Genomic DNA, 23,120 nt, shown 5'->3' with positions numbered 1-23,120 from the left:
CCGTCCCATTCCGTCCTCCGCCCTGTCCCGTCCTACTCCGCCGCGATCGCCCGCAGGATGTCCAGCCGTGCCGCCCGGCCCGCCGGGCGGAGGCCGGCCACCGCACCCGCCAGCAGTCCGGCCGCCAGGACGAGGGCCAGCTGCCCGGGCGGTATCGCGAACGAGCCCGTCCCGGCGCTGTCCGAGGCCCGCACCAGGGCCCAGCCGAGGAAGGCCCCGAGCCCCAGCCCGCCGACCGTGCCGAAGGCCGCCACCAGCACCGACTCCCAGCGCACCATGCCGCGCAGCTGAGCCCTGGTCTGGCCGACCGCCCGCAACAGCCCCAGCTCCCTGGTCCGCTCGTGCACCGCGAGGGTCAGCGTGTTGGCGATGCCCAGCAGCGCGATCAGCACCGCCAGTGCCAGCAGCGCGTAGACCACCGAGAGCATCGTGTCGACCCCGGAGGCCGCGCTCTTCGCGTACTCGGCCCGGTCCTGCACCTGCGGACTGCCGAAGGGAACCAGCGCCCGGGTGAGGGCCGCCTTGCCGGCGCCCGGCGAAACGCCGTCGCGCAGCCCGACCGCGACCATGGTGTCGGCCTCCTGCCCCCGGTGCGGGGCCCAGGCCTGCCTGGTTATCAGGTAGTCCCCGGCGAGCCCGCCGCCCTCGTACAGCGCGCGGATGGTGAACGGACCGCCGGCGCCGTCGGTGAAGCCGACGGTGACGGTCTGTCCGAGCCGCCACCCGTGCTGCTGCGCCTCGCTGCGGGAGACGGCCAGCCCGTCCGTGCCGAGCGCGGCCAACGAACCGTCGACCCGGCCGAGGTCGACGATCCCGGGCAGCCGGGCCGGGTCGGTGACGTCCAGCGTCCGGCCGTGCCCGTCGATCCGGGCAACGCCCCGGCCGAGCCCGACCGCCTGCCGCACCTCGGGCAGCCCGGCCAGGGTGTCCGCCACCTTGGGGCTGATCCCGCTGCCGCCGGCCCCGAACGAAGCGGTGGTGACGGCGAGGTCTCCCGCGAAGGACTTGCTCACCGTGGTGTCCAGGGTGGCCTTGATCGACGCACCGAACACGGTGAACAGCGTGACCACCGCGACCCCGATCATCAGCGCGCTCGCGGTGGCCGCCGTCCGCCGCGGGTTGCGGGCCGCGTTGCGCCGGGCCAGCACCCCGGAGACCCCGCGCAGCCTGGGCAGCGGCGCGCCCAGCGTCCGGACCGCGAAGGCGGCGGCGACCGGTCCGAGCACCACCGTGCCCGCCAGCACCGCCAGCGCCCCGACCGCCGTGAGCAGGACGGACGGGCCGTCGGTCGCGCCGAGGACGGCCACCGGCACGCCCCCGGCCGCCAGGAGCGCGCCGATCACCAGCCGAGCGGTGCCCGCGCGCCCCTGCGCGGCCCGGTCGACGCCGGTCTCCCGCAGGGCCGCCAGCGGGGCCGTCCGCCCGGCCCGGACGGCCGGCAGCAGCGCCGAGCCCACCGCGACCGACGTTCCGACCAACAGCGGCAGAACGACGGCGGTCACGCTGATCACCATGCCGCCGGTCGGCAGGGCGAAGCCGAACGCCGAGAACAGCGCCTTGAGCCCGGCGGCCACCCCGATCCCGCCCAGCAGCCCGCCGAGCGAGGCCAGCAGACCCACCGTCAGCGCCTCTGCCAGCGTCGCCCCGAGCACCTGGGCGCGCGCCGCGCCGAGCGCCCGCAGCAGCGCGTTCTCCCTGGTGCGCTGGGCGACCACGATGGCGAAGGTGTTGTGGATGGTGAACGTGGCCACCAGCAGCGCGATCCCGGCGAAGACCAGCAGCAGCGTGGTGAACATGGTCAGGAACCGCCCGGACAGCAGCTGGGTGGACTCCTGGGTGGCAGCCGTGCCGGTGATCGCCTGGACGCCGGAGGGCAGCTGCGGGGTGATCCGGTCGACCAGCTCCCGCTGGGAGACCCCGCCGGCCGCGCGGACCTGGATCGAGCCGGCCTGCCCCGCGCCCCGGGGCGTGAGGTGGTGCTCGGCGTCCGCGAAGGTCATCGCGGTGAAGGTGCTCGGCCCCATGCCGTCCGCGCTCGCCCCGAAGGTGGCGATGCCGACGACGGTGACCGGCAGCGGATCGGGGGTGCGCAGCACGGTGGTGGAGCCGAGGCGCAGCCCGCCCGCCTTCGCCGCGCCCCGGTTCACCACGACCTCGCCCGGGGCGGCCGGTGCCCGGCCCTCGGCCAGCCGGTAGGGGTTGAGCCGGCCGTCGGTGAGCCAGTTGCCCGCCAGGGTGGGCGGCCCCTGGCCGCCGATCGGCTTGCCGTCGCTGCCGATGAGCTGGCCCGCGCCCTGGACGGACGGCTCGGCGGCCGCCACGCCGGGGACCGTGCGCAGCCGGTCGGCGAGCGCCGCGTCCACCGGAGCCCGTACTCCGCCGGCCGTGCCCGGGGAGTCCAGGACGTCGGCGCTGCGGACCACGACGTCGGTGCCCGCGTTGGCGTCGGCGAAGAGGGTGTCGAAGTTGGCCCGCAGGGTGTCGCCCAGAACCATCGTGCCGGTCAGGAAACTCACCCCGAGCAGGATGGACAGCAGGGTGCCGGCCAGCCGCCGCTTGTGGGCGCGCAGCGAGCGCAGGCTGAGCCGGACGGGCGCGGCGTTCATGACCGCCCCCGTTCGAAGGCCTTCATCCGGTCCAGCACCAGCCCGGCGCTGGGCCGTTCCATCCGGTCCACCAGCCGGCCGTCGGCGAGGAACAGCGCCTCGTCGGCCCAGCCGGCGGCCGTCGGGTCGTGGGTGACCATGACCACGGCCTGCCCCATCTCGTCCACCGCCCGGCGCAGCAGGCCGAGCACCTCGCCGCCGGTGCGGGAGTCGAGGTTGCCGGTCGGCTCGTCGGCGAAGACCACCTGCGGCCGCCCGGCCAGGGCCCGGGCCACCGCGACCCGCTGCTGCTGGCCACCGGAGAGCTCGCTCGGGCGGTGCTGCAGCCGGTCGCCGAGGCCGACGACGTCGATCAGCGCCGTCAGCCAGGCGTGGTCGGGGGCGGCCCCGGCCAGGTCGAGCGGCAGGGTGATGTTCTCCCGGACGGTGAGCGCGGGCACCAGGTTGAAGGCCTGGAACACGAAGCCGATCCGCTCCCGGCGCAGCAGTGTGAGCCGCCGGTCATTGAGCGAGCCGAGTTCGGTGTCGCCGATCCAGGCGGTGCCGGCGGTGAGGGTGTCCAGCCCGGCCGCGCAGTGCATCAGGGTGGACTTGCCCGATCCGGAGGGCCCCATGATCGCGGTGAACCGCCCGGCCGGGAACTCCACCGTCACGTGGTTCAGCGCCCGGACCTCGGTGCCGCCGACGCCGTGGATCTTCACGGCGTCGGCGACCCGGGCGGCGGTGCCGCGTACGACATCGAGGGTGGTCACCTGGTGTCCCCTTCCCGGTCGTCGTCCCGGTGGGGCTCGCTGAGGACGGCCCGCTTGGCGCGGTACTCCTCCGCGTCGATGTCGCCCTCGGCGTAGCGGCGGCCCAGGACGGCCAGCGGGTGCTCCGCAGCGGATCCGCCCCCGGACCAGACCCCGGACCCGGCCCCGTACGCGTGCCCGAAGCCGCAGCCGCGACGCCGCCAGACCGTCCGGCGCAGCAGCAGGATCACCAGGAACACCACGGCGATCCAGACCAGGGGAACCAGCAGGATCCAGGGGCCGGGGCCGTGCCAGTCGGCCAGCTGCGTATACATGGTCGTTCAACTCCTCGGTGGTGGGCCTCCACGACCTCGGGTGGTTCCCGAGGTGTCTAGAGCGTCCCGCCGAGGGGTCTCATCACGCGTCCTACCAGCAGCGGCAGTTGGGATACTCCCGGGAGAGTACGGATGCCCCGCGCCACGCCGGGCCGGAAGTAGGCCCTGCCCCTGCCCCTCACCCCGGACGGCAGCCCTCAGCCCAGCCAGCCCGGCCGCACCAGCCCCGACTCGTACGCCAGCACCACCAACTGCGCCCGGTCGCGCGCACCGACCTTCACCATCGCCCGGCTGACGTGCGTCTTCGCCGTCAGCGGGCTGACCACCAACCGCCGGGCGATCTCCTCGTTGGACAGCCCCATCCCGACCAGGGCCAGCACCTCGCGCTCCCGCTCGGTCAGCATCGAGACGTCCGAGAGTCCCTGCGCCGCCGCCTCGGGTGCCTTCGACCGGGCCGCGAACTCGCCGATCAGCCGCCTGGTCACCCCCGGCGAGAGCAGCGCGTCCCCCGCCACCGCGACCCGGATCGCCCGCAGCAGGTCGGCCGGTTCGGTGTCCTTGACCAGGAAGCCCGCCGCCCCCGAGCGCAACGCCTCGAAGACGTACTCGTCCAGCTCGAAGGTGGTCAGCACGACCACCCGCACGGAGGACAGCGCCGGGTCTTCGGCGATCCTCCTGGTCGCCTCCAGGCCGTCCATCCGGGGCATCCGGATGTCCATCAGCACGACGTCCGGCAGGAGGTCGCGGGCGAGCCGCAGCGCCGCCTCGCCGTCGTCCGCCTCGCCGACCACCGTGAGGTCGTCCTGGAGGTCCAGCAGGGCCCGGAAGCCCGCCCGGACCAGCAGTTGGTCATCCGCCAGCAGTACCCGAATCACTCGTTCTCCACCTTCGGCGTCGGCAGCTCCGCCCGGACCCGGAAGCCGCCGTCGGGCAGCGGCCCCGCCGTGATGGTGCCACCGAACGCGGCCGCGCGTTCGCGCATCCCGACCAGCCCGCTGCCCGATCCGCCGGCGTCGCCGAGCACGGCCGGCCCCGGGTCCTCGACCCGGACGACCAGCACGGCGGGATCCCTCCAGTCGAGCACCACGGCCGCCTGCCGGGCCGCCGAGTGCCGGACGACGTTGGTGAGCGCCTCCTGGACGATCCGGAAGGCGGTGAGGTCGACGGCGGCGGACAACGCGCGCCTCGCGCCGTGCTCGTGGACCTCCGTCTCCAGGCCCACCCGGTCGGCCTGCTCGGTGAGCTCGTCCAGCCGGTCCAGACCCGGGGCCGGCCCGCGCGGCGCCGCCCCGGGCCCGCGCAGCGTCGCGAGCACCTGGCGGACCTCGCCGAGCGCCTCCTTGCTGGCCGACTTGATGGTGACCAGCGCGGTGCGGGCCTCCTCCGGCCGGCGGTCGAGCAGGGCGAGCGCCACCCCCGCCTGGATGTTGATCAGCGACAGGCTGTGCGCCAGGATGTCGTGCAACTCCCGGGCCATCTTGAGCCGTTCCTCGTTGGCCCGGCGTTCCTCCAGCTGCTGCCGGTAGGCCCGGTGGGCGGCGATCCGCTCACGCCGGAACCGCACCAGTTCGGCTGCCGCCATGATGAGCAACAGCCAGGCCAGCAGGCCGAGTTCCGGCAGCCAGGGGGAGCCGGCGGGCGGGGCCGCGCGCTGCCAGCCGGCGGGCAGCGCGAAGGTGACCAGCACGTGCACCAGGTAGACCCCGCCCAGACCGGCCCAGGCCGCCCGGCGGTGCCCGGCGGCGATCGCGGCGCAGCAGGCGACCAGCCAGCTCACGAAGACCGGCCCGTACGGGTACCCGGCGGCCAGGTACCCGGCGGTGACCAGCGAGGTGCCGGCCGCCGCGGCGACCGGGCGGCGTACGCGCAGCACCAGCAGGGCCGGGCCGATCACCAGCAGGAGGTAGCCGAACACGTCCAGCGGGGCCCGCCCGTGCTGGTTGTGCGCGGCGAAGGTCGAGCCGACCACCTGGACCACGGCGACCGCCACCGCAAGCCCCAGCGGCAGGCCCGCCTTGGCCGCGCGCACCCACGGGGGGCGCCACGGCTCGGGCGGCTCCTCCGCGGACGCGGACGGCTCCGGCGGCTGCGACATGGGCGGCATCATGCCCACAAGCTAGACCCGCGCCCCGTCCCCCCGCGTCCTCCACCAGTGGCGTCCGGGCGTACTCCCGCCGGAGTACGCCCGCGCCCGCACCCGAGACCGCAGCCGCCTACGCACCCGCCCCCGAGACCGCAGCCGCCTACGCCTCCCCCTCCGCTGCCCCGAAGGCCGCCGCGGCCTCCGCCCGTGCCAGGGTCACCACCAGCTCGCCGTCGCTCACGTCCGCGACCAGCGTGTCCCCCTCCCGCACCGACCCGTCCAGCAGCAGGTTGGAGACCCGGTTGTCCAGCTCCGACTGGATCGTCCGGCGCAGCGGCCGGGCCCCGAACTCCGGCTGGTACCCGCGGTTGACCAGGTACTCCTTGGCCGCGTCGGTCACCTCCAGCCGGACGCCCTGCGCCCGCAGCCGGCGCCGGCTGCGCTCCAGCAGCAGGTCCACCACCGACAGCAGGTCCTTCCGGGTGAGCGCGTGGAAGACGATCACGTCGTCGATCCGGTTGAGGAACTCCGGCCGGAAGTGCCGCCGCAGGTCGCGCATCAGGTCGTCCCGGATCTCATCCACGTTCCCCGCGTGGTCCAGGATCCGCTGCGAGCCGATGTTGCTGGTCATGATCACCACGGTGTTGCGGAAGTCGACCGTACGCCCCTGGGCGTCGGTCAGCCGCCCGTCGTCCAACACCTGGAGCAGCAGGTTGAAGACGTCCGGGTGCGCCTTCTCCACCTCGTCGAAGAGCAGCACGCTGTACGGCTTGCGGCGCACCGCCTCGGTCAGCTGCCCGGCCTCGTCGTAGCCGACGTACCCGGGCGGGGAGCCGACCAGCCGGGAGACGGTGTGCTTCTCCTGGAACTCGCTCATGTCGAAGCGGATCATCCGGTCCGGGTCGCCGAACAGCAGCTCGGCGAGTGCCTTCGCCAGCTCGGTCTTGCCGACGCCGGTCGGCCCGAGGAAGAGGAAGGAGCCGGTCGGCCGCTCCGGGTCGCCCATCCCGGCCCGGCCGCGGCGCACCGCCTGGGAGACGGCGGTGACCGCCTCGTCCTGGCCGATCACCTTCTCGTGCAGGTGGTGCTCCAGTTTGAGCAGCCGTTCCTTCTCGGTCGCGTTCAACTCCGCGACCGGGATGCCGGTCCGGGAGGACAGCACCTGCGCGATGTCGTCGGCCGTCACGTCGACGACCTCCTCGCGGGAGTCGGCGATCGCCGCCAGCTCGTCCTCGGTCTGCCGCAGCTCGGTCTTCAGGTTGGCCGCCCGGACGAACTCCTCGTCCGCGACGGCCTCCTCCAACTCCCGCTTCAGCTTGGTGATCCGGTCCTGCACGCCGGTCGCCTCGGTGGACCCGCTCAGGCTGCGCAGCCGCACCCGCGCACCGGCCTGGTCCAGCAGGTCGATCGCCTTGTCGGGCAGGAAGCGGTCACTGACGTACCGGTCGGAGAGCGTCGCCGCCGCGTCCAGCGCCTCGTCGGTGAACCGCACCTGGTGGTGCGCCTCGTAGGCGTCGCGCAGTCCCTGCAGGATCTCGATGGTCTCCTCGACGGTCGGTTCCGGCACCAGCACCGGCTGGAAGCGGCGCTCCAGCGCGGCGTCCTTCTCCACGTGCTTGCGGTACTCGTCCAGCGTGGTCGCGCCGACCACGCTCAACTCGCCGCGCGCGAGCGCGGGTTTGAGGATGTTGCCGGCGTCCATCGAGCCTTCGCCGCCACCGCCCGCACCGACCACGGTGTGGAGTTCGTCCAGGAACAGGATCACGCTCTTCTCGGCCGCCGTGACCTCGTCGATCACGTTCTTCAGCCGCTCCTCGAACTCGCCCCGGTACTTGGAACCGGCCACCAGCGCGGTCAGGTCGAGGGAGACCACCCGCTTCTCCCGGAGGCTCCGCGGCACGTCCCCGGAGACGATCCGCTGGGCCAGGCCCTCGACGATCGCGGTCTTGCCGACGCCCGGCTCGCCGATCAGCACCGGATTGTTCTTGGTCCGCCGGGAGAGGATCTCGACGGTCTGCTCGATCTCCTCGGCCCGCCCGACCACCGGGTCCAGCCGCCCCGAGCGCGCCTCCTCGGTGAGGTCGCGCCCGTACTCGTCCAACGTCGGCGTCTCGCTCGGCTGCGCGCCCGTACCGCCGCGCTCACCACCGCTGCCGCGCTCCTCCAGCACCGACTTCAGCGCCTCCTGCGAGGGCGCCGCATTGCGCAGCGCCACGCCCGCGCCGGACCGCTCCTGGTCCAGCAGGGCGCCGAGGATGTGCTCCGGCCCGATGTACGAGGCGCCGGCCGCCTGCGAACGGGCGTGCGCGGCGAGCAGGACGCGCTTGGCGGACGGGGTGAGCGCCGGCTGCCCGTCCACCCCGTCGGTAGTGCCGGACGGCAGGGTCTGCTCCAGGTCGTCGGACAGCCGGTCCGGGTCGATGCCCGCGCGCTCCAGCATCCGGCGCGAGGGATCCACCCGGGTGGCCGCCCAGGCCAGGTGGGCGGTGTCCAGGTCGCTGGAACCGTCCTCCGCCGCACGCCGCGCGGCCAGCGCGAGCAGTTCCTGCGAGGACTCGCTGAGCAGCCGCCCGATCGGCACCCGCTGCACGGCGGGCGGGGAGGCCAGCGGACTCATCCCGAAGAACCGGCTGAGCAGGTCGGAGAACGGGTCGTTCGATCCGAACGGGGGCATGGTCACAGCACTTCACCTCTCCGAAGCGGTTGCAGCCACACAAACACAGGCCGTACCGCCCCGCCTGTCGAGCCGGAAGGCACCGCGCCCCGCCCGCGACGGCTCGCCGTCAACCGGTGAAGTGGTCCAACAGCACGCCGCCGCAGTACGTCACAGCCATCGCCAGCAGCCCGCCCGTCACGTTGCGCCCCACCGCCCGCGCCGGCCCGGCCCCGCCCGTCCGGGCACTCGCCCAACCCGACAGCGTGAGCGCGGCCACCACCGACACCACCGTCACCGGCAGCCGCCACGACTCCGGCGGCAGCAGCACCGCCAACAGCGGCACCAGCGCCCCCAGCGTGAACGCGGCCGCACTGGCCAGCGCCGCCTCCCACGGACTGGTCAACGCCTCGGGGTCGATGCCCAGTTCGGTCTGCGCATGCGCCGCGAGCGCATCCCGCTCGGTCAGCGCCACCGCCACATCCCGGGCCAGGTCGTCCGCCAGCCCGCTGCCCCGGTAGTAGTCGGTCAACTCGTCGAGCTCCCCCTGCGGATCCTCCGCCAGCTCCCGCCGCTCCTTCGCCAACGCCGCCCGCTCGGTGTCCCGCTGGGTACTGACCGACACGTACTCGCCGGCCGCCATCGACATCGCACCCGCCAACAGACCGGCCACCCCCGCCGCGAGCAGCGCCGCCCGGGAACCCGTCGCCCCGGCCACCCCGGTCACGATGCCCGCCGTCGACACCACACCGTCATTCGCCCCCAGCACCGCCGCCCGCAGCCAGTTCAGGCGCGACGACAGCTCCGCCCGCGACTCCCCGACCTGCTCAGCCACCGTCCACCACTCCCAGGCACCCGACCGGTCCCCCGATCCTCACCCACCCCCTCTACCCCCGCCACCCACAACCACGTCTCCCGCCCCACCACGACATCCACCGGCCGCCCCGGCCGCCACGGCCATCCCGTTCAGCAGCCGCCCGAGGCAGAACTGCCGAGGGCCGGTCCAGGAGGCGTGTACCTCCTGGACCGGCCCTCGGGTGGTGGTGGGCGCGGACGGTTTCGAACCGCCGACATCTTAGTGGTCGGCTTCGGAAGTCCTTCGGGGGTTGACCTTGGAGCTGGTTGTGCGTGTCGGCTCGTCCGAGGTCTGGGGCGGGGAGTGGAGTTATCTCGTGTGCGGCCGCCCGATATTCCCGACCGCTGCCGAGCGCGAGCGGTTGAAGAAGATGGCCTACGGCCACAAGACCGAGTACCGGCTGCGGGTGCGCGCGCAGGTCGTCCTGGACGCGGCGCGGGGGCGCTCCAACGCGCGCATCGCCCGCGAGACGGGCCTGCACCTGGACACGGTTCGCGCCTGGCGGGGCCGGTTCGCCGACGGCGGACTGCCGGCCCTGGCCGACCGCAAACGCTCCGGACGCCCCTGCCGCTTCACCCCCGTGCAGGTCGCCGAAGCCAAGGCGCTGGCCTGCCAGTTACCCGCCGAGACCGGTACGCCCCTGTCGCACTGGTCCTGCCCGGAGCTGGCCGCCGAACTGACCGCGCGCGGGATCACCGGCAGCGTCTCCGCGTCCACCGTGCGCCGCTGGCTGCGCGAAGACGCGCTCAAGCCCTGGCAGTACCGGTCCTGGATCTTCATCCGCGACCCCAACTTCCGCGCCAAGGCCCAGCGTGTCCTGGACCTCTACGCCCGCACGTTCGAGGGCGTCCCGCTGGGCGAGGACGAGTACGTCCTCCCCAGCGACGAGAAGACCTCCGTCCAGGCCCGCTGCCGCTGCCATCCGACCCTGGCCCCGGGCCGGGCCCGGGCGATGCGCGTCAACCACGAGTACGGCCGCGGCGGCGCGCTGGCCTACCTGGCCGCCTACGATATCCACCGCGCGAAGGTCTTCGGCCGCTGCGAGCCCAAGACCGGCATCATGCCGTTCATGGCCCTGGTCGAGCAGGTCATGACCCAGGAGCCCTACGCCAGCGCCAAACGCGTCTTCTGGATCGTCGACAACGGCTCCTCTCACCGCGGCCAGCGGGCTATCGACCGCCTGGCCAGCAGGTTTCCGAACGCGGTGATGATCCACACCCCCGTGCACGCCTCCTGGCTGAACCAGGTGGAGATCTACTTCTCCGTCGTCCAGCGCAAGGTCGTCTCACCTAACGACTTCACGGACCTGACCCAGGTCGGGGACCGGCTCCGAGCATTCGAACACCGCTACAACGCCACGGCACAGCCGTTCCAGTGGAAGTTCACCACCTCCGACCTGGACGACCTGCTGGCCCGGCTCGACCGACACACACCCGCCGACCGACAAGAAGAATCCTCCGTCGCCCTGGCTGCCTGATCAACCCCCGAAGGACCTCCGGAGCCGACCACTTAGGAACGGTGGGCGCGCCTGACACCAAGCGCACTATGAGCTTCCTCAGTCGCCATATCGACTTGCACTGCCAGATAAACTCCCGGACTATCCTGGCGCTGGTTTCGCACCGGAGCGCCGCTGACTCTTGCCGGAGGAGGCGGCGCTTCGGTCTTGTTCGGGGCCTGGAAGCGAGATCCGGCGCGTCCCGGTCGGCGTTCGCCGCCGGCGCGTCAGCCGTCGGACGCGACCTGCAAGTTCCGGATCGGTGCTGATCTGCCGACCGTCATGATGCCAAGCTGGCGGAGCGGCGGCGCGCTCGGGAACCGGCCAGCCGTCGTTCCACCGGGTCTTGTCCTCGTACGGGCGCACGCTGACGCGGGGCTCCCCGCGCCAACCTCACCAGGGGCACTGACACCTCAGAGCTCGCCCTCATCACCCCGGTCGACTTCGTGCGGCATCTCGCCGAACCGCTCCAGCGCCTCCTCCGGCCCGCATCCGAAGGCGCGGCCGATGTACTCCCAGGTCATCAGGTTGCTGCGGGCCTTTCGGCCGGCCAGCAGCGCGGTCGAACCGGCGGCGCGCTCGAACCGGGCGGCCGCACGGGCGGCGGTGTACGGCTTGCTCTCCGTCAGGTCACAGATCCGGTCTACCAGTGCCGCGACCAGCTCCTCGACCTCGCGCGGCACGACGCCCTCAGCCAGGTCGACGTGCCACTCCCAGTCCGCGAACGGCCCGGTGGCCTCGCCCACCGCCTCGGTCGTTTCGTCGTCACCGAAATCCAACAGATGCGCCCGCTCACCCCGCCAGCCGCAGCTGCAACCACCGCGCACCGCAACGGCCCGAGGACCGTCCGCACCGTTGTAGAGCCACCAGGTGGTACGCCCGTCCGGCAACGGCGCCGGCTCGCTGCCGTCCCCCAACACCGCCGCCGGGAAACCCTGGTGGCGCCCGCTCTCGTCAACCCATGGCATGCCGTGTCCCTCGCGTCCCTGGAGTACAACACCAGGGTTCTCAGCCTGTGACGCCATGTCAAGGCTTCGCCACAACCGGTACGGACCCGCAGCTCAAGGGGGCGCGCACCAGCCTCCAGGCGAATCGCTCGTGGACGGTCTGCCACGGCCCGTACCGTTCCGGGAGATCACGCCGCGGTGACCCTGTCCGCAATCGCCGCAGCACACCGTTGACCACCTGCCGGTGATCACGCCACGGACTGCCGCGCCGTCCACCTGCGCGACAAGGGCGCTATCCGCTGCCACGCCGCATCCGTCAACTCACCTCTACCAGCCACAAGATCAATTCTCAGACAGGCCTTAGCACTCCCGAACGCGACGACCAACTCGGATCCGAGGTCATCGTGGCGTAGCGATGTCCGAGGGGGCCGGAGCGGGTCCGCTCCGGCCCCCTTCCACCTGCTGTTCACCCACCACACAAGCCAGGCGAACACGACGTTGCCCAGCGCACGGCCGGAGCTCGGTGCCACGCCACACTAGAACCGCCGCAAGCTGCGCCTACCCACCGCCAGGCGCTGGCGTCCGACCAGTACCAAGCCCGTGCCCCCCTGTCCTCAACTCTCCCCCACAGAACCGCCTTGGCTCTCCCGCTCGGCTTCGCGGCCGGTCTGTGCGGCCGCTGAACCCAGGAGACCAGGCGACCCACTCCCGGCTTCCGAGAGACCTCGGGGGGTCTACGCCCAGCACACCGACAGTGGCCCGAACCGTCCGAGGTCAGGCCTCGAGCAACGCCATGTACAGACCTCAACCACGCTGTCGCCAAACGGCCTTGAATGTCTGTCAAACTCTCTTCCCTATCCAGGCTTCATCTCAGGAGCGGACACGAACCCACCCAGCGCCCCGAAGCCGCCACGCAGGCGCCGGCAACCGCCCCAGCCAAGTGCGGGCAACCACCCAGCAGGCTCACCACCGTCCCCGGGCCGCCTCCGCGCCCGGCTCTCGGAGCGCGGCGTTCACTTCGACGCTCCGGACACCCCGGAGAATCGACGCCTTGCGGTGATGTTCCTCGTCGGCTTCGTGGTCGTGGCGGCCCTCGCGGCGCTTTCAGCGACCATCACCGCCCTTTCCTCCCATGATGATTCGTCGAGCACTAAGGCCGCACCGCCGCCCACTTCCGTACCTTCCGCTCAACCGCCATCGCCATCGCCATCGCCGGAGGCCCGTACATCACTGCCCGCACCACCAGTCGTCGCCAGCAGCCCTCCCACCACCGCCATCGTGCCGCCGCCGAAGGCCCGCAGCGTCTCGCTACGCATCGCTCGGGTGAAGGACGGCTACCAGCTAGTCGACTTGGACGCCCCAGAGACGAAGCCGGTATCCATGCTGGTCACAGCCGACGACTGGGACGCCATGACGCCGAAGGAGCGAACGGCTGCGGAGATCGTGGTGCACGACGTCGGCGCCCCAACCGTGATCTTCGGCAACCTGGCCGCCGCACTGCCCCCTGGAGCAGAGGTCAAGGAGCAGACATGCCGAGAAGCCGCTCGAACCGGGAGCATCAAGGAGTTCACCAACGACACGGGTCACAAGGAAGCGACCCGCTCGATGGGCATTCGCACCGGGGCGACCCTCTGCATGATGACGAGCAGCGGAGCAGTCACTTCCGCGAAGATCATCGACTTCTCGTACCCCGACTACATCTACGGCGTTCTAAGCCTCGAAGTGACGACATGGCCCGCCAAGGCCGTCTGAGCGGCGACCCAGCGCTGCCGCTGGCTGGTCAAGCAGTGTGCCGCCATAGTGCGAACGCCGCCTTGCCCAGCGGACCAGCAGCTGATCCAGTTCCACTCGGCGAGACTACCTGCGTCCACGAACCATGATCCTTGCCGCTGATCGCATTCGGCTCGAAGAGGAGCACGGTCCCGTTCCCGCTCCGGCAGTCGACGCACGTGAACATGGCACAACCCCGGTCCAGGATCGGCAGGGCACCCTTGGGCCACGACCACCAAGTGTCCGCATCCTCAGGCGGGATCCTCCCCAGATAGCCTTCGGCCACTGCTTCCTCTCCCGCCGGATTCGACCCACCCGTCAGAGGCAGCAGCGAGTCCATGGGGCCGAACCCGCCATCCCACCTCCAGATACAGCGCGGCCAGAAGCGGGTGCAGTCGGAACCCCAGTCTCTGCTCGGCCTCGTCCAGAACCTCCGCTGAGACCGAGGGCTGTAGCCGCTCACTTTCGGCCGCCTTGGCCGCGACCCGACCGACCAACTGCTCCAAGCTGTTCACGGCGACATTCTCGCGGACAGGTCCGACAGGCCCTCGGCAGGGCGAGACGGTGGCCTTCACGCGGATCCGGTCAGAGCCGTTTTCAGAGAGCCTCAGCCTCGCCAACGCCTGAGATCGCCAAGGTTCCGCCAGTCGTACGGGGCGTACCCACGTACCCCTATTGCGGGCCCAGCCAATGCGTCCCCAGCGGAGTTCACCGGTCAGCACTTCAGGTGGGCAGTGGTGGTTGCCTGATTGTTCCCCTGGAGGTCGTTGATCCAGAATTGCACGTCGGATTCGGAGGGATGGCCCGTGCCGCAGCTCTGGTTGAACGGATAGTCGATCGACCCGCCAGTGCTGGTCAGGTGCACGCGACCGTAGGACGGGCTGTCGAATGAATGCTTCTCGTAGGCCCAATGAGAACTCTTGATCCCGACGAAGGAGAACCCTCTGGCCTGATTGGGAAGGTCACGGAACTCGACAGTGAGAAACACCAGGGGACCTTCGGTGTGGATCCGGGTCCCGGTGATCTGGATCCGGCAGAGATCCGCGACGGCGGGGACCGCCGCAAGGGGAGTGGTGCAAATCTGGGCGAGCCACGCGCGGGCGACGCCCACCTCCCCGTGGAAGCAGTTCACGATGACCGTCCAGCTACCGGCGTTGGCTACGGCGCAGGCCTCCTCGGGCGTCTGGGAGGGGGCTTGTGCAACCACGCTTGGCCCCGATTCGAGTGTGGCGGTCTGTGCGACGGCCGCTCCTGCGGTCTGGAGGCCCATCAGTGCCACAATGCAGGCTGCGGGCAACGCGGGAGATCGCCAGGGGCGAGGAATTTTCATCGCAAGTTCCTCCAATCATGCATGTTAAATCATGGTGAAGCCCCGACTTCGCTCAAGAATTCCTCACTCTCCGTCAGGATGAGACTTTGTATAGAAACCACGCTAGCGGCTCAACTATGGAGTGGCAATTGCGGAAGATTCAACAGAGCCGCACCACGACGTCATCGGTTGCCGCCCCTGGCGTTCCGGCTGCACAGGCCGTCCCGGTGGCATGGGCGACTCCGGCATCGCGTTCGCCGAAGCCGCCGGTGCCACGGGCGGCGATGGCGGCTTCGGCGGGCGGCTTAACGCGCCAACCTCGGGCTCATAGAGTGCCGATGTGAACATCCCATCGACCCCTCGACCGAGAATCCTGGCTCCTGGCACAGAAACAGGTGGTGGCTAGCATCGTGTCAGGTCCGGAGGTGGTCCGCGGCTGGCCGTTCGCCCGGAAGAAATGCCCTATCAGCGGACGGGTGGGATGCCCAACCTACTCGTTACTCGCCGTGCCAGCAGACGACATCACCGTCTAACTTCGCGGCACAGTCCGGGCTGTCGCCAGCGAGGACCTTCAGTGCCGCATGTCAATGACCGTGCGCGACTTAAGCAGTACCAAGTTCTGTTCTCCGTGCCCCAGGATGTGCTGCGGGCAGCCACGGTCAACGAACGGATCGGTCTGGATACCAAGGATGCCGACCAGGGGAACTCCCAAGCCCTGCCGTGGGACGTGCTGTTCAGCTCCAGTCACTCTCACCCGTGGGACCACCGCAGCGGGAGGTCATTTTCCGTGGTCGCGCTGGCTACGTCGAGTGGATCATGCCTGCGCCACACCAACTGACGATCCAGGCGGGTATAAAACTGCCGGACGATGTTGGCCACAAGACCGCGACCCTGACGCTGGACACGTACCGTCACCTTTGGCCGGACCGCCTGGATGAGGTGTCGGACCGGCTCGACCGCCAGCGGTCGAAGGTGCTCGCGCTGGCGAAGAAGAAGGCCGAGAAGGCGCAGAAGAAGGCGGCCAAGCTCGCCGCCGAAGTCACTGACTTGGAGGCAGCTGTCGACGCCGCTGCGGCATGATGTGTTCTCAATGTGTTTCGGGCCGTGGCGCCAGCTCCTTCGAGCTGGCACCACGGCCCTCTGACCTGCATGTTTGCTGTGGGCGCGGACGGTTTCGAACCGCCGACATCTGCTTTGTAAGAGCAGCGCTCTACCACTGAGCTACGCGCCCCCGGTCGTGGCCCGGTGGGCGCACGACGAGAGCCTAGGGTACCTGGTCCCGGGAGTGGTGTGGGTCCGGGCGCGGGGAGGGGGTGGGGCGGGTGGGGTGGGAGGGGGTGACGGGTGGGTGGGGGGATCGGGGAGAATGGGGGCCGGATCAGCGGGTCGGAGCAGGGAGCGCGCAGTGACGGTGGCCGGCGGGAGCGGGCGGGGGCGGCGGCGGGCGGGGAGTGCGCTGGCGGACGCGCTGGTGTTGCCGGTGGTGCTGGCGGGTGCGCTGGGGGCGGTCGGTCTGGCGTCGGCCGGGAGCAGTGGCTGGTGGGGTCGGCGGGGCGGCGGCGAGGGTGTTCGGGCGGGGGCGAGGGAGGCCCGGGCCGCGGCGCAGGAGGCGTTCTTCGAATTGGAGGAGACGCAGCGCGAGGTGCAGCTGGCGGTGGAGACCGTCCGCGCGGCGGAGGACGGGGCGACGGCGCAGCGTTCGCTGGCCGAGCTGGCGGCCATCTCGGGCCGGGTCGACCAGGTCACCGTGAACTACCTGGGTGCCCTTGACGCCCACAACCTGGACAGCGAGGCCCTGGACGCGGGTGCGGCCGCGCAGGCCAGGCGCCAGTTGGAGGACGTGAAGGGGCAGCTCGGTTCGGCACGGGCGGAGCTGAACGACTTCCTGCGCCGCCTGCAGCCGACCCTGCAGCACGCCGAGCAGCAGCTCATGCGGGTCACGCCGGCAGTCGAGCAGGCCAAGCGGGCGCTGCTCGTGGCCTCCAACGCGCTGGACGGGGCGCGCGGCGCGGGCCTGCGGGCGGACGATCTGGCGGCCCGGCTGGCCGAGCTGGCACCGGAGCTGGGGCGGCTGAACGAGGGCCCGGCCCGACACGGGGTGGCGGGCACCCTGCAGCGCGCGGACGATGTGAAGCAGCGTGCCGAGGCGATCGCCGCCGACGCCGCGCAGTTGCCGGAACGGGCGCGGGAGATCGACCGGCGGGTGGCGAGCCTGCGGACCCGGATCCAGGCGCTGGAGACCAAGGCCGCGACGGTCGAGCCCGCGCTGAGCGAGCTGCGCCGCCGGTTCAGCTCCGCGTGCTGGCAGGACCTGCAGCGGGTGCCGGACCAGGTCGCGGAGACCGGACGGACCGCCGAACGCAGGCTCGCCGAGGCCGCCGGGGCCCGGGACGAGCAGCGCTGGGCGGACGCCACCGCCGCGATCGGTACGGTCCGGGCGCTGCTGGACACCGCGGACGGCTCGGTCGCGGCGGTGAACGACCGGCTGCGCCAGCTGAACGAGGTGCAGCACGACCCGCACCGGGAGGTCGAGCGCGCCCGCTTCGCCATCCGGGACGCGCAGCGGCTGGCGATGGCGGGGCGCAGCGCCCCGGACCCGCGGCACGCCGCCCCGCTGGACGAGGCGGTGGCCCGGCTGGACCGTGCGGTGGCCACGCTGGAGGCGGCCGGCCGCCACCCCGACTACTGGTACTTCCTCACCGAGTTGGCGGCGGTGCGGGAGTCGGCGGCGCAGGTGATCGGGCTGATCCGCGGCGACCTGGGCGGGCACCGGTAGACACGGCGGCCGGGTAGAGCGAGCAGCCCGGTGGGCCCGGCGGCCGGTGGGCCCGGCGGCCGGTAGATCCGTCGACTGCTGGTCCCCGGCCGCACCGGAGCACAGCGGTCACCATCGGCAGGACGCCCTCGGTACCCTGCCGGTATGCCACGCTACGACTTCCGCTGCCGCTCCTGCGGAGCAACGTTCGAGCTCCGCCGTCCGATGGCGCAGGCCAACGACCCCGCCGTCTGCCCGCAGGGCCACGAGGACACCGTGAAGCTGCTGTCCGCCGTCGCCGTCACCGGCGGGGCCGCCACGCAGGCCCCCTCCGGCGGGGGTGGCTGCTGCGGCGGCGGCTGCTGCGGCTGACGGACCGACCGTGGCGGACCTACCGCGGCTGACCGGCCGCTACCCGGCGGCGGCCACCTCCGCCACCACCGACGCCCCCACCGCCGACGCACCCTCACCCCTACCCGCACCCGCACCCGCCAGGAAGCGCCGGACGATCTCCTCCCCCGCCGTCACCCCCACCTCGTCGAGGGCGGTGACGCCGGGGGCCGTCCAGCCGCTGTCCGCGAGTTCGCCGTGCCCCGGCCGCCAGCCCGCGTCCGCCGCGAGCAGCAGGTCCGCGTCGAGCAGGGAGTCCCCGGCCGCGAGCACGGTGGTCGGGCCGGCCCGTCGGACGACTTCGGCGAGCGCTGCGCTCTTGGTGAGCGGCGCCGGGACGGCGTACACCTTGCGGCCCTGCAGTGAGACGGTCCACCCGTGCTCGGCGCACCACCCGGTCAGCTCCGCCAGCCAGCCGGCCGGCAGGGCGGCGCGGTCGACGACCAGGTAGGCGAACAGTTCGTCGGCGACGCGCCGTTTGTGTGTCCACTCCGGGGCGGCGCAGAGCGCGAGCCGCCGGACCACCTGCTCCAGCGGGGCCGATCCGGCGGCGATCCGCGCGGTGATCTCGGCGCGCCAGTCCCGGTCGGACACGCCGTCCACCAGCAGCCGGCCGCCGTTGGCGCAGATCGCGTACGCGGGGGTCCAGTCAGGTGTCGGGCCGGGCAGTCTGACCCGCCCGTACTGCTCCGGCGTGCGGGTGGTGGCGGGCACGAAGCAGGCCTGCCGGGCGAGGTCGGCGAGCAGTCCGGCGGCCTGTTCGGTCATGAAGGACAGCGGCCGCCCCTGGTACACCTCGACGCAGAGCAGCCGCGGCGCGAGCCGGTCGGGGACGTCCAGGGCGAGGGCCCGGTCGGAGTAGATCAGCGTCCGGTCGAGGTCGCTGGCCACCAGTGCGCCCACGCCCATCAGGATTCCCCTCCCGGAGCTTCCGGCGTCCCGGTCACGGACCGCCCGTCGGCCCCGCTCGCCCCACGACTGTAGCGGGGGTGGATCAGGCCGACGCAGGTGTACGGCAGCCCGTCCACGTCCTCGATCTCGACGCCGCGCTGGGCGGCGAGCAGTCGGACGTGGTCCAGGTCGGCGCCGGCGCCGCGCCGGGCGAGGATCCGCCAGGGGACGCGGCGCAGCAGCACCCGGGTGGTCTCGCCGACGCCGGGCTTGACCAGGTTGACGCTGTCGATGCCGTACTCGGCGCTGATCCGCTCCACGGCGGCCCAGCCGGCCCAGTCGGGCGCCCGGTCCCGGTCGGTGGAGAGCCGGTCGGCGCCGTCGGCGGCGAGGTCGCGCACCGCGTCGAAGTGTGCGGCCACGGTGTCCAGGAAGGCCGCCGAGACATCGCCTCCGGCGAGCTCGGTGTAGTGCTTGGCGCCGTGGAAGTCGTCCGGCCCGATCAGCCCGGCCCGCAGTACGGTGCGCGAAACCAGCCCGGACACCGTCGAGTTGAGGCAGGCGGAGGGGATCAGGAAGTCGTCCCGGGTGCCGTACGTGCGCACGCAGCGGCCCGGGTCGGCGAGCACCGCGAGGTCCGGGTCGAAGCCGGTGCCGGCCAGGGCGTCGGCGAGTTCGCGGGTGATGGCGCCCTTGCCGGTCCAGCCGTCCACGAACACGACGTCCTGCGCGCGGTGGTGGGCGGCCAGGTAACGCAGCGCGACCGGGTCGATGCCGCGGCCCCGCACGATCGAGACCGCGTAGTGCGGCACGGTCAGGCCGTGAGCGAAGGCCAGCCACCGGCGGATCAGGATGCCGACGGGCGTACCGGCCCGGGCCAGCGAGGCGAGCACCAGCCGGGGGCCGCGCTCGCGCAGCAGCGTCTCGGCGACGGTGCCGACGGCGAGGGCGATCCGGCGGGCCGAGCCGCGCAGCGCCTGGTGGAACAGCTCCTGGTACTGGGGGCTGGGCTGGTACTCGACCGGCAGCGACTCGGCGTAGTGCGCGCCGCCGTTCTGGACGGCCTCCTCGCGCTCCTCGGCGGGCGCTTCGAGCGCGACTCCGGAGAGGTCCTTGAGCAGCCAGGCCACCTCGTCGGCCCGGTACGAGGAGAACGCCGGGCCGTACAGCGGCTCCGGCAGCACCCCGGCAGGAAGCACCCCGGCAGGCGGCATCGCCGACGCAGCCGCCAACGGGGAAGGCGCCGCCGACGCTGCCTCCGTCGATGGATCCACCACCGGCCGGTGTGAGGGCACCACCGCCAGCACCACCCGGTCCGTGACCTGCCGCAGTTGGCCGAGCAGTGCCCGCTCGCCCCGGTGCAGGGCCGGGGTGTCGGCGACGTCGTCCACCACCAGCACGACGGCGTCGAAGCGCCGTTCGGGGTCGTTGCCGGGGGCGACGTTGTACGCGTAGCGCTCGCGCGAGGCGTCGTCCTGCGGGTCGTCGTGGGCGGGGAAGGCCAGTCGGGTGCGGATGGCGTAGCCGGGGTCGTCCACGGCCAGGACGGGCGAGCGGGTGGTGGTGGAGTACCGGACGCGGTCGCCGCCGAGCCGCTCGGCGAGCGCGTCGGCCAGGCGCAGCGGCGTGTACATCAGCTCCTCGAAGCCGAGCACCAGCACCCGCCGCGCCCCGCCGACCGTGGCCCCGGAGGGCAAGATGTCGCCGGTCAGGGCCCCGCCGGCCTGGGCCCCGCCGGCCAGCGCTTCGGCGATCTGCGCGGTGAGCCGGGGCAGGGCCGCGTCGAGCCGGGCGCGGTCGTGGGCGGTGAAGCCGTGCCGGCCGCCGTCCGGGAGCCCGGCGGGCCAGTCCAGACCGACCCGGACCAGCGGCGCGGGCTCGACCGCCGGGAGCAGCGGGGCCGGGGCCGCGTCGGCGATCAGCTGCTCGGCCCGCGCCAGGACGTCCTCGGGCAGCGAGACGGCGCCGCTGGCGGTGGCCACCAGGTCGAGCCGGGCGCCGAGTTCGGCGGCGGTGTCGGCGAGCCGGTTCCGGTCGGCGGCGGAGCGCAGGTCGACGAGGGAGACCACGACGTAGTGGTCGCGGGGGTGGCGGGCGTGCAGTTCGCGAATGGTGTTGAGCACGGTGCGGCCGGTCGAGAACTCGTCGTCCACCAGCACCAGCGGCCCGTCGCCGGCGAGGAGTCCGGGGTCGGCCGGGAGCAGCAGGTGCGCGGTGGCGTGCGAGTGCTCCTCCTCGAAGCCGCCGAGCGCGCGTATGCCGGGCACCGGGCGGCGGGTGGAGTGCAGGTAGGGGGCGTCGAGGCCGTCGGCGACGCTGTGGCCGAGGCCGGTGGCGGTCTCCGCGTAGCCGAGCACGACGGCCCGCCCGGCCGCCGGCTCGCCGAGCAGTTCGCGGACTCTGCGGCCGAGTTCGAGTCCGGCGCCGTGGACCACCGAGGGGCGCTGCGGCACGTGCTTGCCGAGCACGTTGGAGACCAGCAGGTGGGCTCGTTTGCCGTTCTCCCGCAGGGCCAGGCCCACGAGTTCGGGGAGGCACTCGGAGCCGGTCAGCGCGATGCCCGCCCGGTCGGCGACCCAACGGCCGGTCCATGTCTGCGGTGTTGCTGTCACTGCTGGTCCTGCCTTCGATGGTGCGGGTGCGCGCATTCCGCGCATTCGCGCGGTCACACGTTCACGCGTTCGTACGTTCGTCATATCCGTCCGGGAACGGCCCGGCCTCAGCCGCACAAATCAGCCGCACCACATCAGCCGCACCACATCAGCTGCACAAAGCGGCCGACAGCAGCTCGGCGAAGCTCACGTCCTCGCGGGCCACCCCGAACACCTCCGCACGCAGCAGTACGCGCTCCGCCCAGGCCCGGTGCGGCCGGGCCTCGTTCATCTTGTTGGTGTACGCCGAGCGCAGTACCCCGCCGCCGTCCTGCTCCTGCCGGAGGATGTCGCGGGCGTCGCAGTACTCCTCGTGCGTGACCACGGAGAGGGCGTGCACGGCGGGCACGTGGCTGGGGTGGATGCAGGTCTTGCCGAGCAGGCCGTTGGCCCGGTCGAGTTCGACCTCCCGAATCAGCCCGTCGAGGTCGTGCTCGATGATCCGCCGGCGGATCTCCTCGCCGCTGGCCCGGGCCGTCCCGGGGGCGGTGAAGGAGGCCTCGGTGAACGGGGTGCGGCGCAGCTGCGGCTTGAACATCCGTTCCTGGACCGGGAAGTACTCCCAGACCGGCCCGGTGACGGTGTACCCGGTGCCGTCCGCGCGGCCGAGCACGTTGACCACGTCCCCGATCACCGCCGCGACCAGCGCGACGTCGTACGCGGTGAGGTCGGGCGAGCGCCGCAGGCCGTACGCGGAGCAGAGGTCGGTGACGCCGAGCCGGACGGCCAGCACCCGGTCCCGGTGCCCGGCGAGGAGGTCGGCGATGCCGAAGAGCCGGCCGCGCCGGGTCTCCAGGTGGGCGAGTTCGGGCGACTCGAGGACGGGCATGGCGAACAGCCGCCGCCCGGTCGCGGCCTCGGCGGCGGCGAGCGCGGCCAGGTACTCGCCGCCGTTGTCGGGGGTGAACTTGGGCAGCACGAAGCCGCTGAGCAGCTCGACGGCCGGGCCGAGCCGCTCGGCCAGGTCGAGGATCTGGGTGGCGGCTCGGACTCTGATGAAGAGCAGCGGGTGACTCTGTGCACAGTCGGTGAAATCCTTGACCAGGTCATTCAGCTGCTCGACCAGGTTGCGCTCCCCGGCGTCCACCTCGTGGTCCGCGATCGCGTCCTCCAGGCAGAGCACCATCGACACCACGCCCCGAGCAGCCTGTTTGCGGATGTCGGCGGCCAGTGCGGGCCTGGTGGCGGGGCTGTAGAGGGTGCCGCCGAGCGCCGTGGCGAGCACCCCGGGCTCGCTCTGCGCGGTGAACGCGCGCGGCTGCTCCAGGAAGAGCCGGCCGCGTACGTCCTCGGCGAGGTGGCCGAAATGGCGCAAGGTGCTCTCCTCCAGGAAGTGGGCCGGCCCCCGGCCCGTTGCCGACGACACCCTGGTCAACCGGCCGACCGGGCGCCGTGGTTCCCCGGACGCGCCACCGGTGGACGTTTCTCCGTCGAATCCCCGGGGGTCCTTCGACCGCCCATCGTACGGACAGGATCCGGCCGCTCCCGGTTTCCCGGCACTGAACTCCCGGAACATCCCGATCCGCTTGGACGATCATGGGGTCGAGGCGGCAAACCCCGGAAAGCGCAAGTCTTGGCAAAGTCCGGCCCAGCACGGACCGGTCCGGTCACGTTGTCCGAAGGGGTGGCGAACAGGCAGGATGGTCGG

The 23,120-nt window shown here is 72.3% G+C and carries 17 protein-coding genes, 1 tRNA gene and 1 pseudogene; 5 read left to right on the top strand and 14 right to left on the bottom strand.

Features of this window, described 5'->3' with window-relative positions:
• Window positions 1-32 precede the first annotated feature (32 nt).
• From AC0B61_RS10920 to AC0B61_RS10890, 7 genes are all read right to left on the bottom strand, one after another.
• Window positions 33-2,606, bottom strand: coding sequence for an ABC transporter permease (locus AC0B61_RS10920; RefSeq protein ID WP_471740309.1), 2,574 nt, complete (start codon window positions 2,604-2,606; stop codon window positions 33-35).
• Window positions 2,603-3,358 carry an ABC transporter ATP-binding protein gene (locus AC0B61_RS10915; RefSeq protein WP_471740308.1) on the bottom strand — a complete coding sequence of 252 codons (756 nt, stop codon included), beginning with the start codon at window positions 3,356-3,358 and terminating at the stop codon, window positions 2,603-2,605. Before AC0B61_RS10915 ends, AC0B61_RS10920 begins: the two co-directional genes overlap by 4 nt.
• Complete coding sequence (locus tag AC0B61_RS10910) at window positions 3,355-3,672, bottom strand: SHOCT domain-containing protein (RefSeq protein WP_471740307.1); 318 nt, start codon at window positions 3,670-3,672, stop codon at window positions 3,355-3,357. The genes AC0B61_RS10915 and AC0B61_RS10910 overlap by 4 nt, the downstream gene beginning before the upstream one ends.
• A 197-nt stretch (window positions 3,673-3,869) precedes the next feature.
• Entirely contained in the window at window positions 3,870-4,547 is a 678-nt protein-coding gene (locus AC0B61_RS10905) for a response regulator (protein ID WP_471740306.1), read from the bottom strand.
• Window positions 4,544-5,767 (bottom strand): sensor histidine kinase, encoded by a 1,224-nt coding sequence (locus AC0B61_RS10900; RefSeq protein WP_471740305.1) that lies wholly within the window; start codon window positions 5,765-5,767, stop codon window positions 4,544-4,546. Before AC0B61_RS10900 ends, AC0B61_RS10905 begins: the two co-directional genes overlap by 4 nt.
• Window positions 5,768-5,915: 148 nt before the next feature.
• A complete protein-coding gene (locus AC0B61_RS10895; RefSeq protein ID WP_471740422.1) occupies window positions 5,916-8,429 on the bottom strand; it encodes an ATP-dependent Clp protease ATP-binding subunit in 2,514 nt (837 codons plus the stop codon).
• Between the two features lie 109 nt (window positions 8,430-8,538).
• On the bottom strand, window positions 8,539-9,243 hold the full coding sequence (locus AC0B61_RS10890) for a VIT1/CCC1 transporter family protein (protein WP_471740304.1): 705 nt from the start codon (window positions 9,241-9,243) through the stop codon (window positions 8,539-8,541).
• Between the two features lie 289 nt (window positions 9,244-9,532).
• On the opposite strand from AC0B61_RS10890, the gene AC0B61_RS10885 reads away from it, so the two are divergent.
• On the top strand, window positions 9,533-10,741 hold the full coding sequence (locus tag AC0B61_RS10885; protein ID WP_471740303.1) for an IS630 family transposase: 1,209 nt from the start codon (window positions 9,533-9,535) through the stop codon (window positions 10,739-10,741).
• Between the two features lie 431 nt (window positions 10,742-11,172).
• On the opposite strand, the gene AC0B61_RS10880 is transcribed toward AC0B61_RS10885, so the two are convergent.
• Both AC0B61_RS10880 and AC0B61_RS10875 read right to left on the bottom strand, forming a co-directional pair.
• A complete protein-coding gene (locus tag AC0B61_RS10880) occupies window positions 11,173-11,727 on the bottom strand; it encodes a hypothetical protein (RefSeq protein ID WP_471740302.1) in 555 nt (184 codons plus the stop codon).
• Between the two features lie 118 nt (window positions 11,728-11,845).
• Window positions 11,846-12,044, bottom strand: a pseudogene (locus tag AC0B61_RS10875) (transposase); the annotation flags it as partial.
• A gap of 718 nt (window positions 12,045-12,762) precedes the next feature.
• Here AC0B61_RS10875 and AC0B61_RS10870 point away from each other — a divergent pair.
• Window positions 12,763-13,458, top strand: a complete 696-nt coding sequence (locus AC0B61_RS10870; RefSeq protein WP_471740301.1) for a hypothetical protein — start codon at window positions 12,763-12,765, stop codon at window positions 13,456-13,458.
• Window positions 13,459-14,191: 733 nt separating this feature from the next.
• On the opposite strand, the gene AC0B61_RS10865 is transcribed toward AC0B61_RS10870, so the two are convergent.
• Window positions 14,192-14,746 (bottom strand): hypothetical protein, encoded by a 555-nt coding sequence (locus AC0B61_RS10865; RefSeq protein ID WP_471740300.1) that lies wholly within the window; start codon window positions 14,744-14,746, stop codon window positions 14,192-14,194.
• A 795-nt stretch (window positions 14,747-15,541) separates the two neighbouring features.
• Here AC0B61_RS10865 and AC0B61_RS10860 point away from each other — a divergent pair.
• Complete coding sequence (locus AC0B61_RS10860; protein ID WP_471740299.1) at window positions 15,542-15,865, top strand: hypothetical protein; 324 nt, start codon at window positions 15,542-15,544, stop codon at window positions 15,863-15,865.
• Between the two features lie 79 nt (window positions 15,866-15,944).
• Here AC0B61_RS10860 and AC0B61_RS10855 read toward each other — a convergent pair.
• Window positions 15,945-16,016, bottom strand: a tRNA-Val gene (locus AC0B61_RS10855).
• A 135-nt stretch (window positions 16,017-16,151) separates the two neighbouring features.
• On the opposite strand from AC0B61_RS10855, the gene AC0B61_RS10850 reads away from it, so the two are divergent.
• Window positions 16,152-17,561 carry a coiled-coil domain-containing protein gene (locus AC0B61_RS10850; protein ID WP_471740298.1) on the top strand — a complete coding sequence of 470 codons (1,410 nt, stop codon included), beginning with the start codon at window positions 16,152-16,154 and terminating at the stop codon, window positions 17,559-17,561.
• Window positions 17,562-17,705: 144 nt separating this feature from the next.
• Window positions 17,706-17,912 (top strand): FmdB family zinc ribbon protein, encoded by a 207-nt coding sequence (locus tag AC0B61_RS10845; protein ID WP_471740297.1) that lies wholly within the window; start codon window positions 17,706-17,708, stop codon window positions 17,910-17,912.
• 39 nt (window positions 17,913-17,951) lie between these two features.
• On the opposite strand, the gene AC0B61_RS10840 is transcribed toward AC0B61_RS10845, so the two are convergent.
• The 3 genes from AC0B61_RS10840 to AC0B61_RS10830 form a co-directional block, all read right to left on the bottom strand.
• Entirely contained in the window at window positions 17,952-18,833 is an 882-nt protein-coding gene (locus AC0B61_RS10840; protein WP_471740296.1) for an HAD family hydrolase, read from the bottom strand.
• Window positions 18,834-18,838: 5 nt separating this feature from the next.
• Window positions 18,839-21,469, bottom strand: a complete 2,631-nt coding sequence (locus tag AC0B61_RS10835; RefSeq protein ID WP_471740295.1) for a phosphoribosyltransferase — start codon at window positions 21,467-21,469, stop codon at window positions 18,839-18,841.
• A gap of 112 nt (window positions 21,470-21,581) precedes the next feature.
• Complete coding sequence (locus AC0B61_RS10830) at window positions 21,582-22,787, bottom strand: HpcH/HpaI aldolase/citrate lyase family protein (protein ID WP_471740294.1); 1,206 nt, start codon at window positions 22,785-22,787, stop codon at window positions 21,582-21,584.
• Between the last annotated feature and the right edge of the window lie 333 nt (window positions 22,788-23,120).

The sequence above is a fragment of the Kitasatospora sp. NPDC023385 genome, from assembly GCF_055664045.1.
This window is presented reverse-complemented; position numbering and strand designations above follow the sequence as displayed.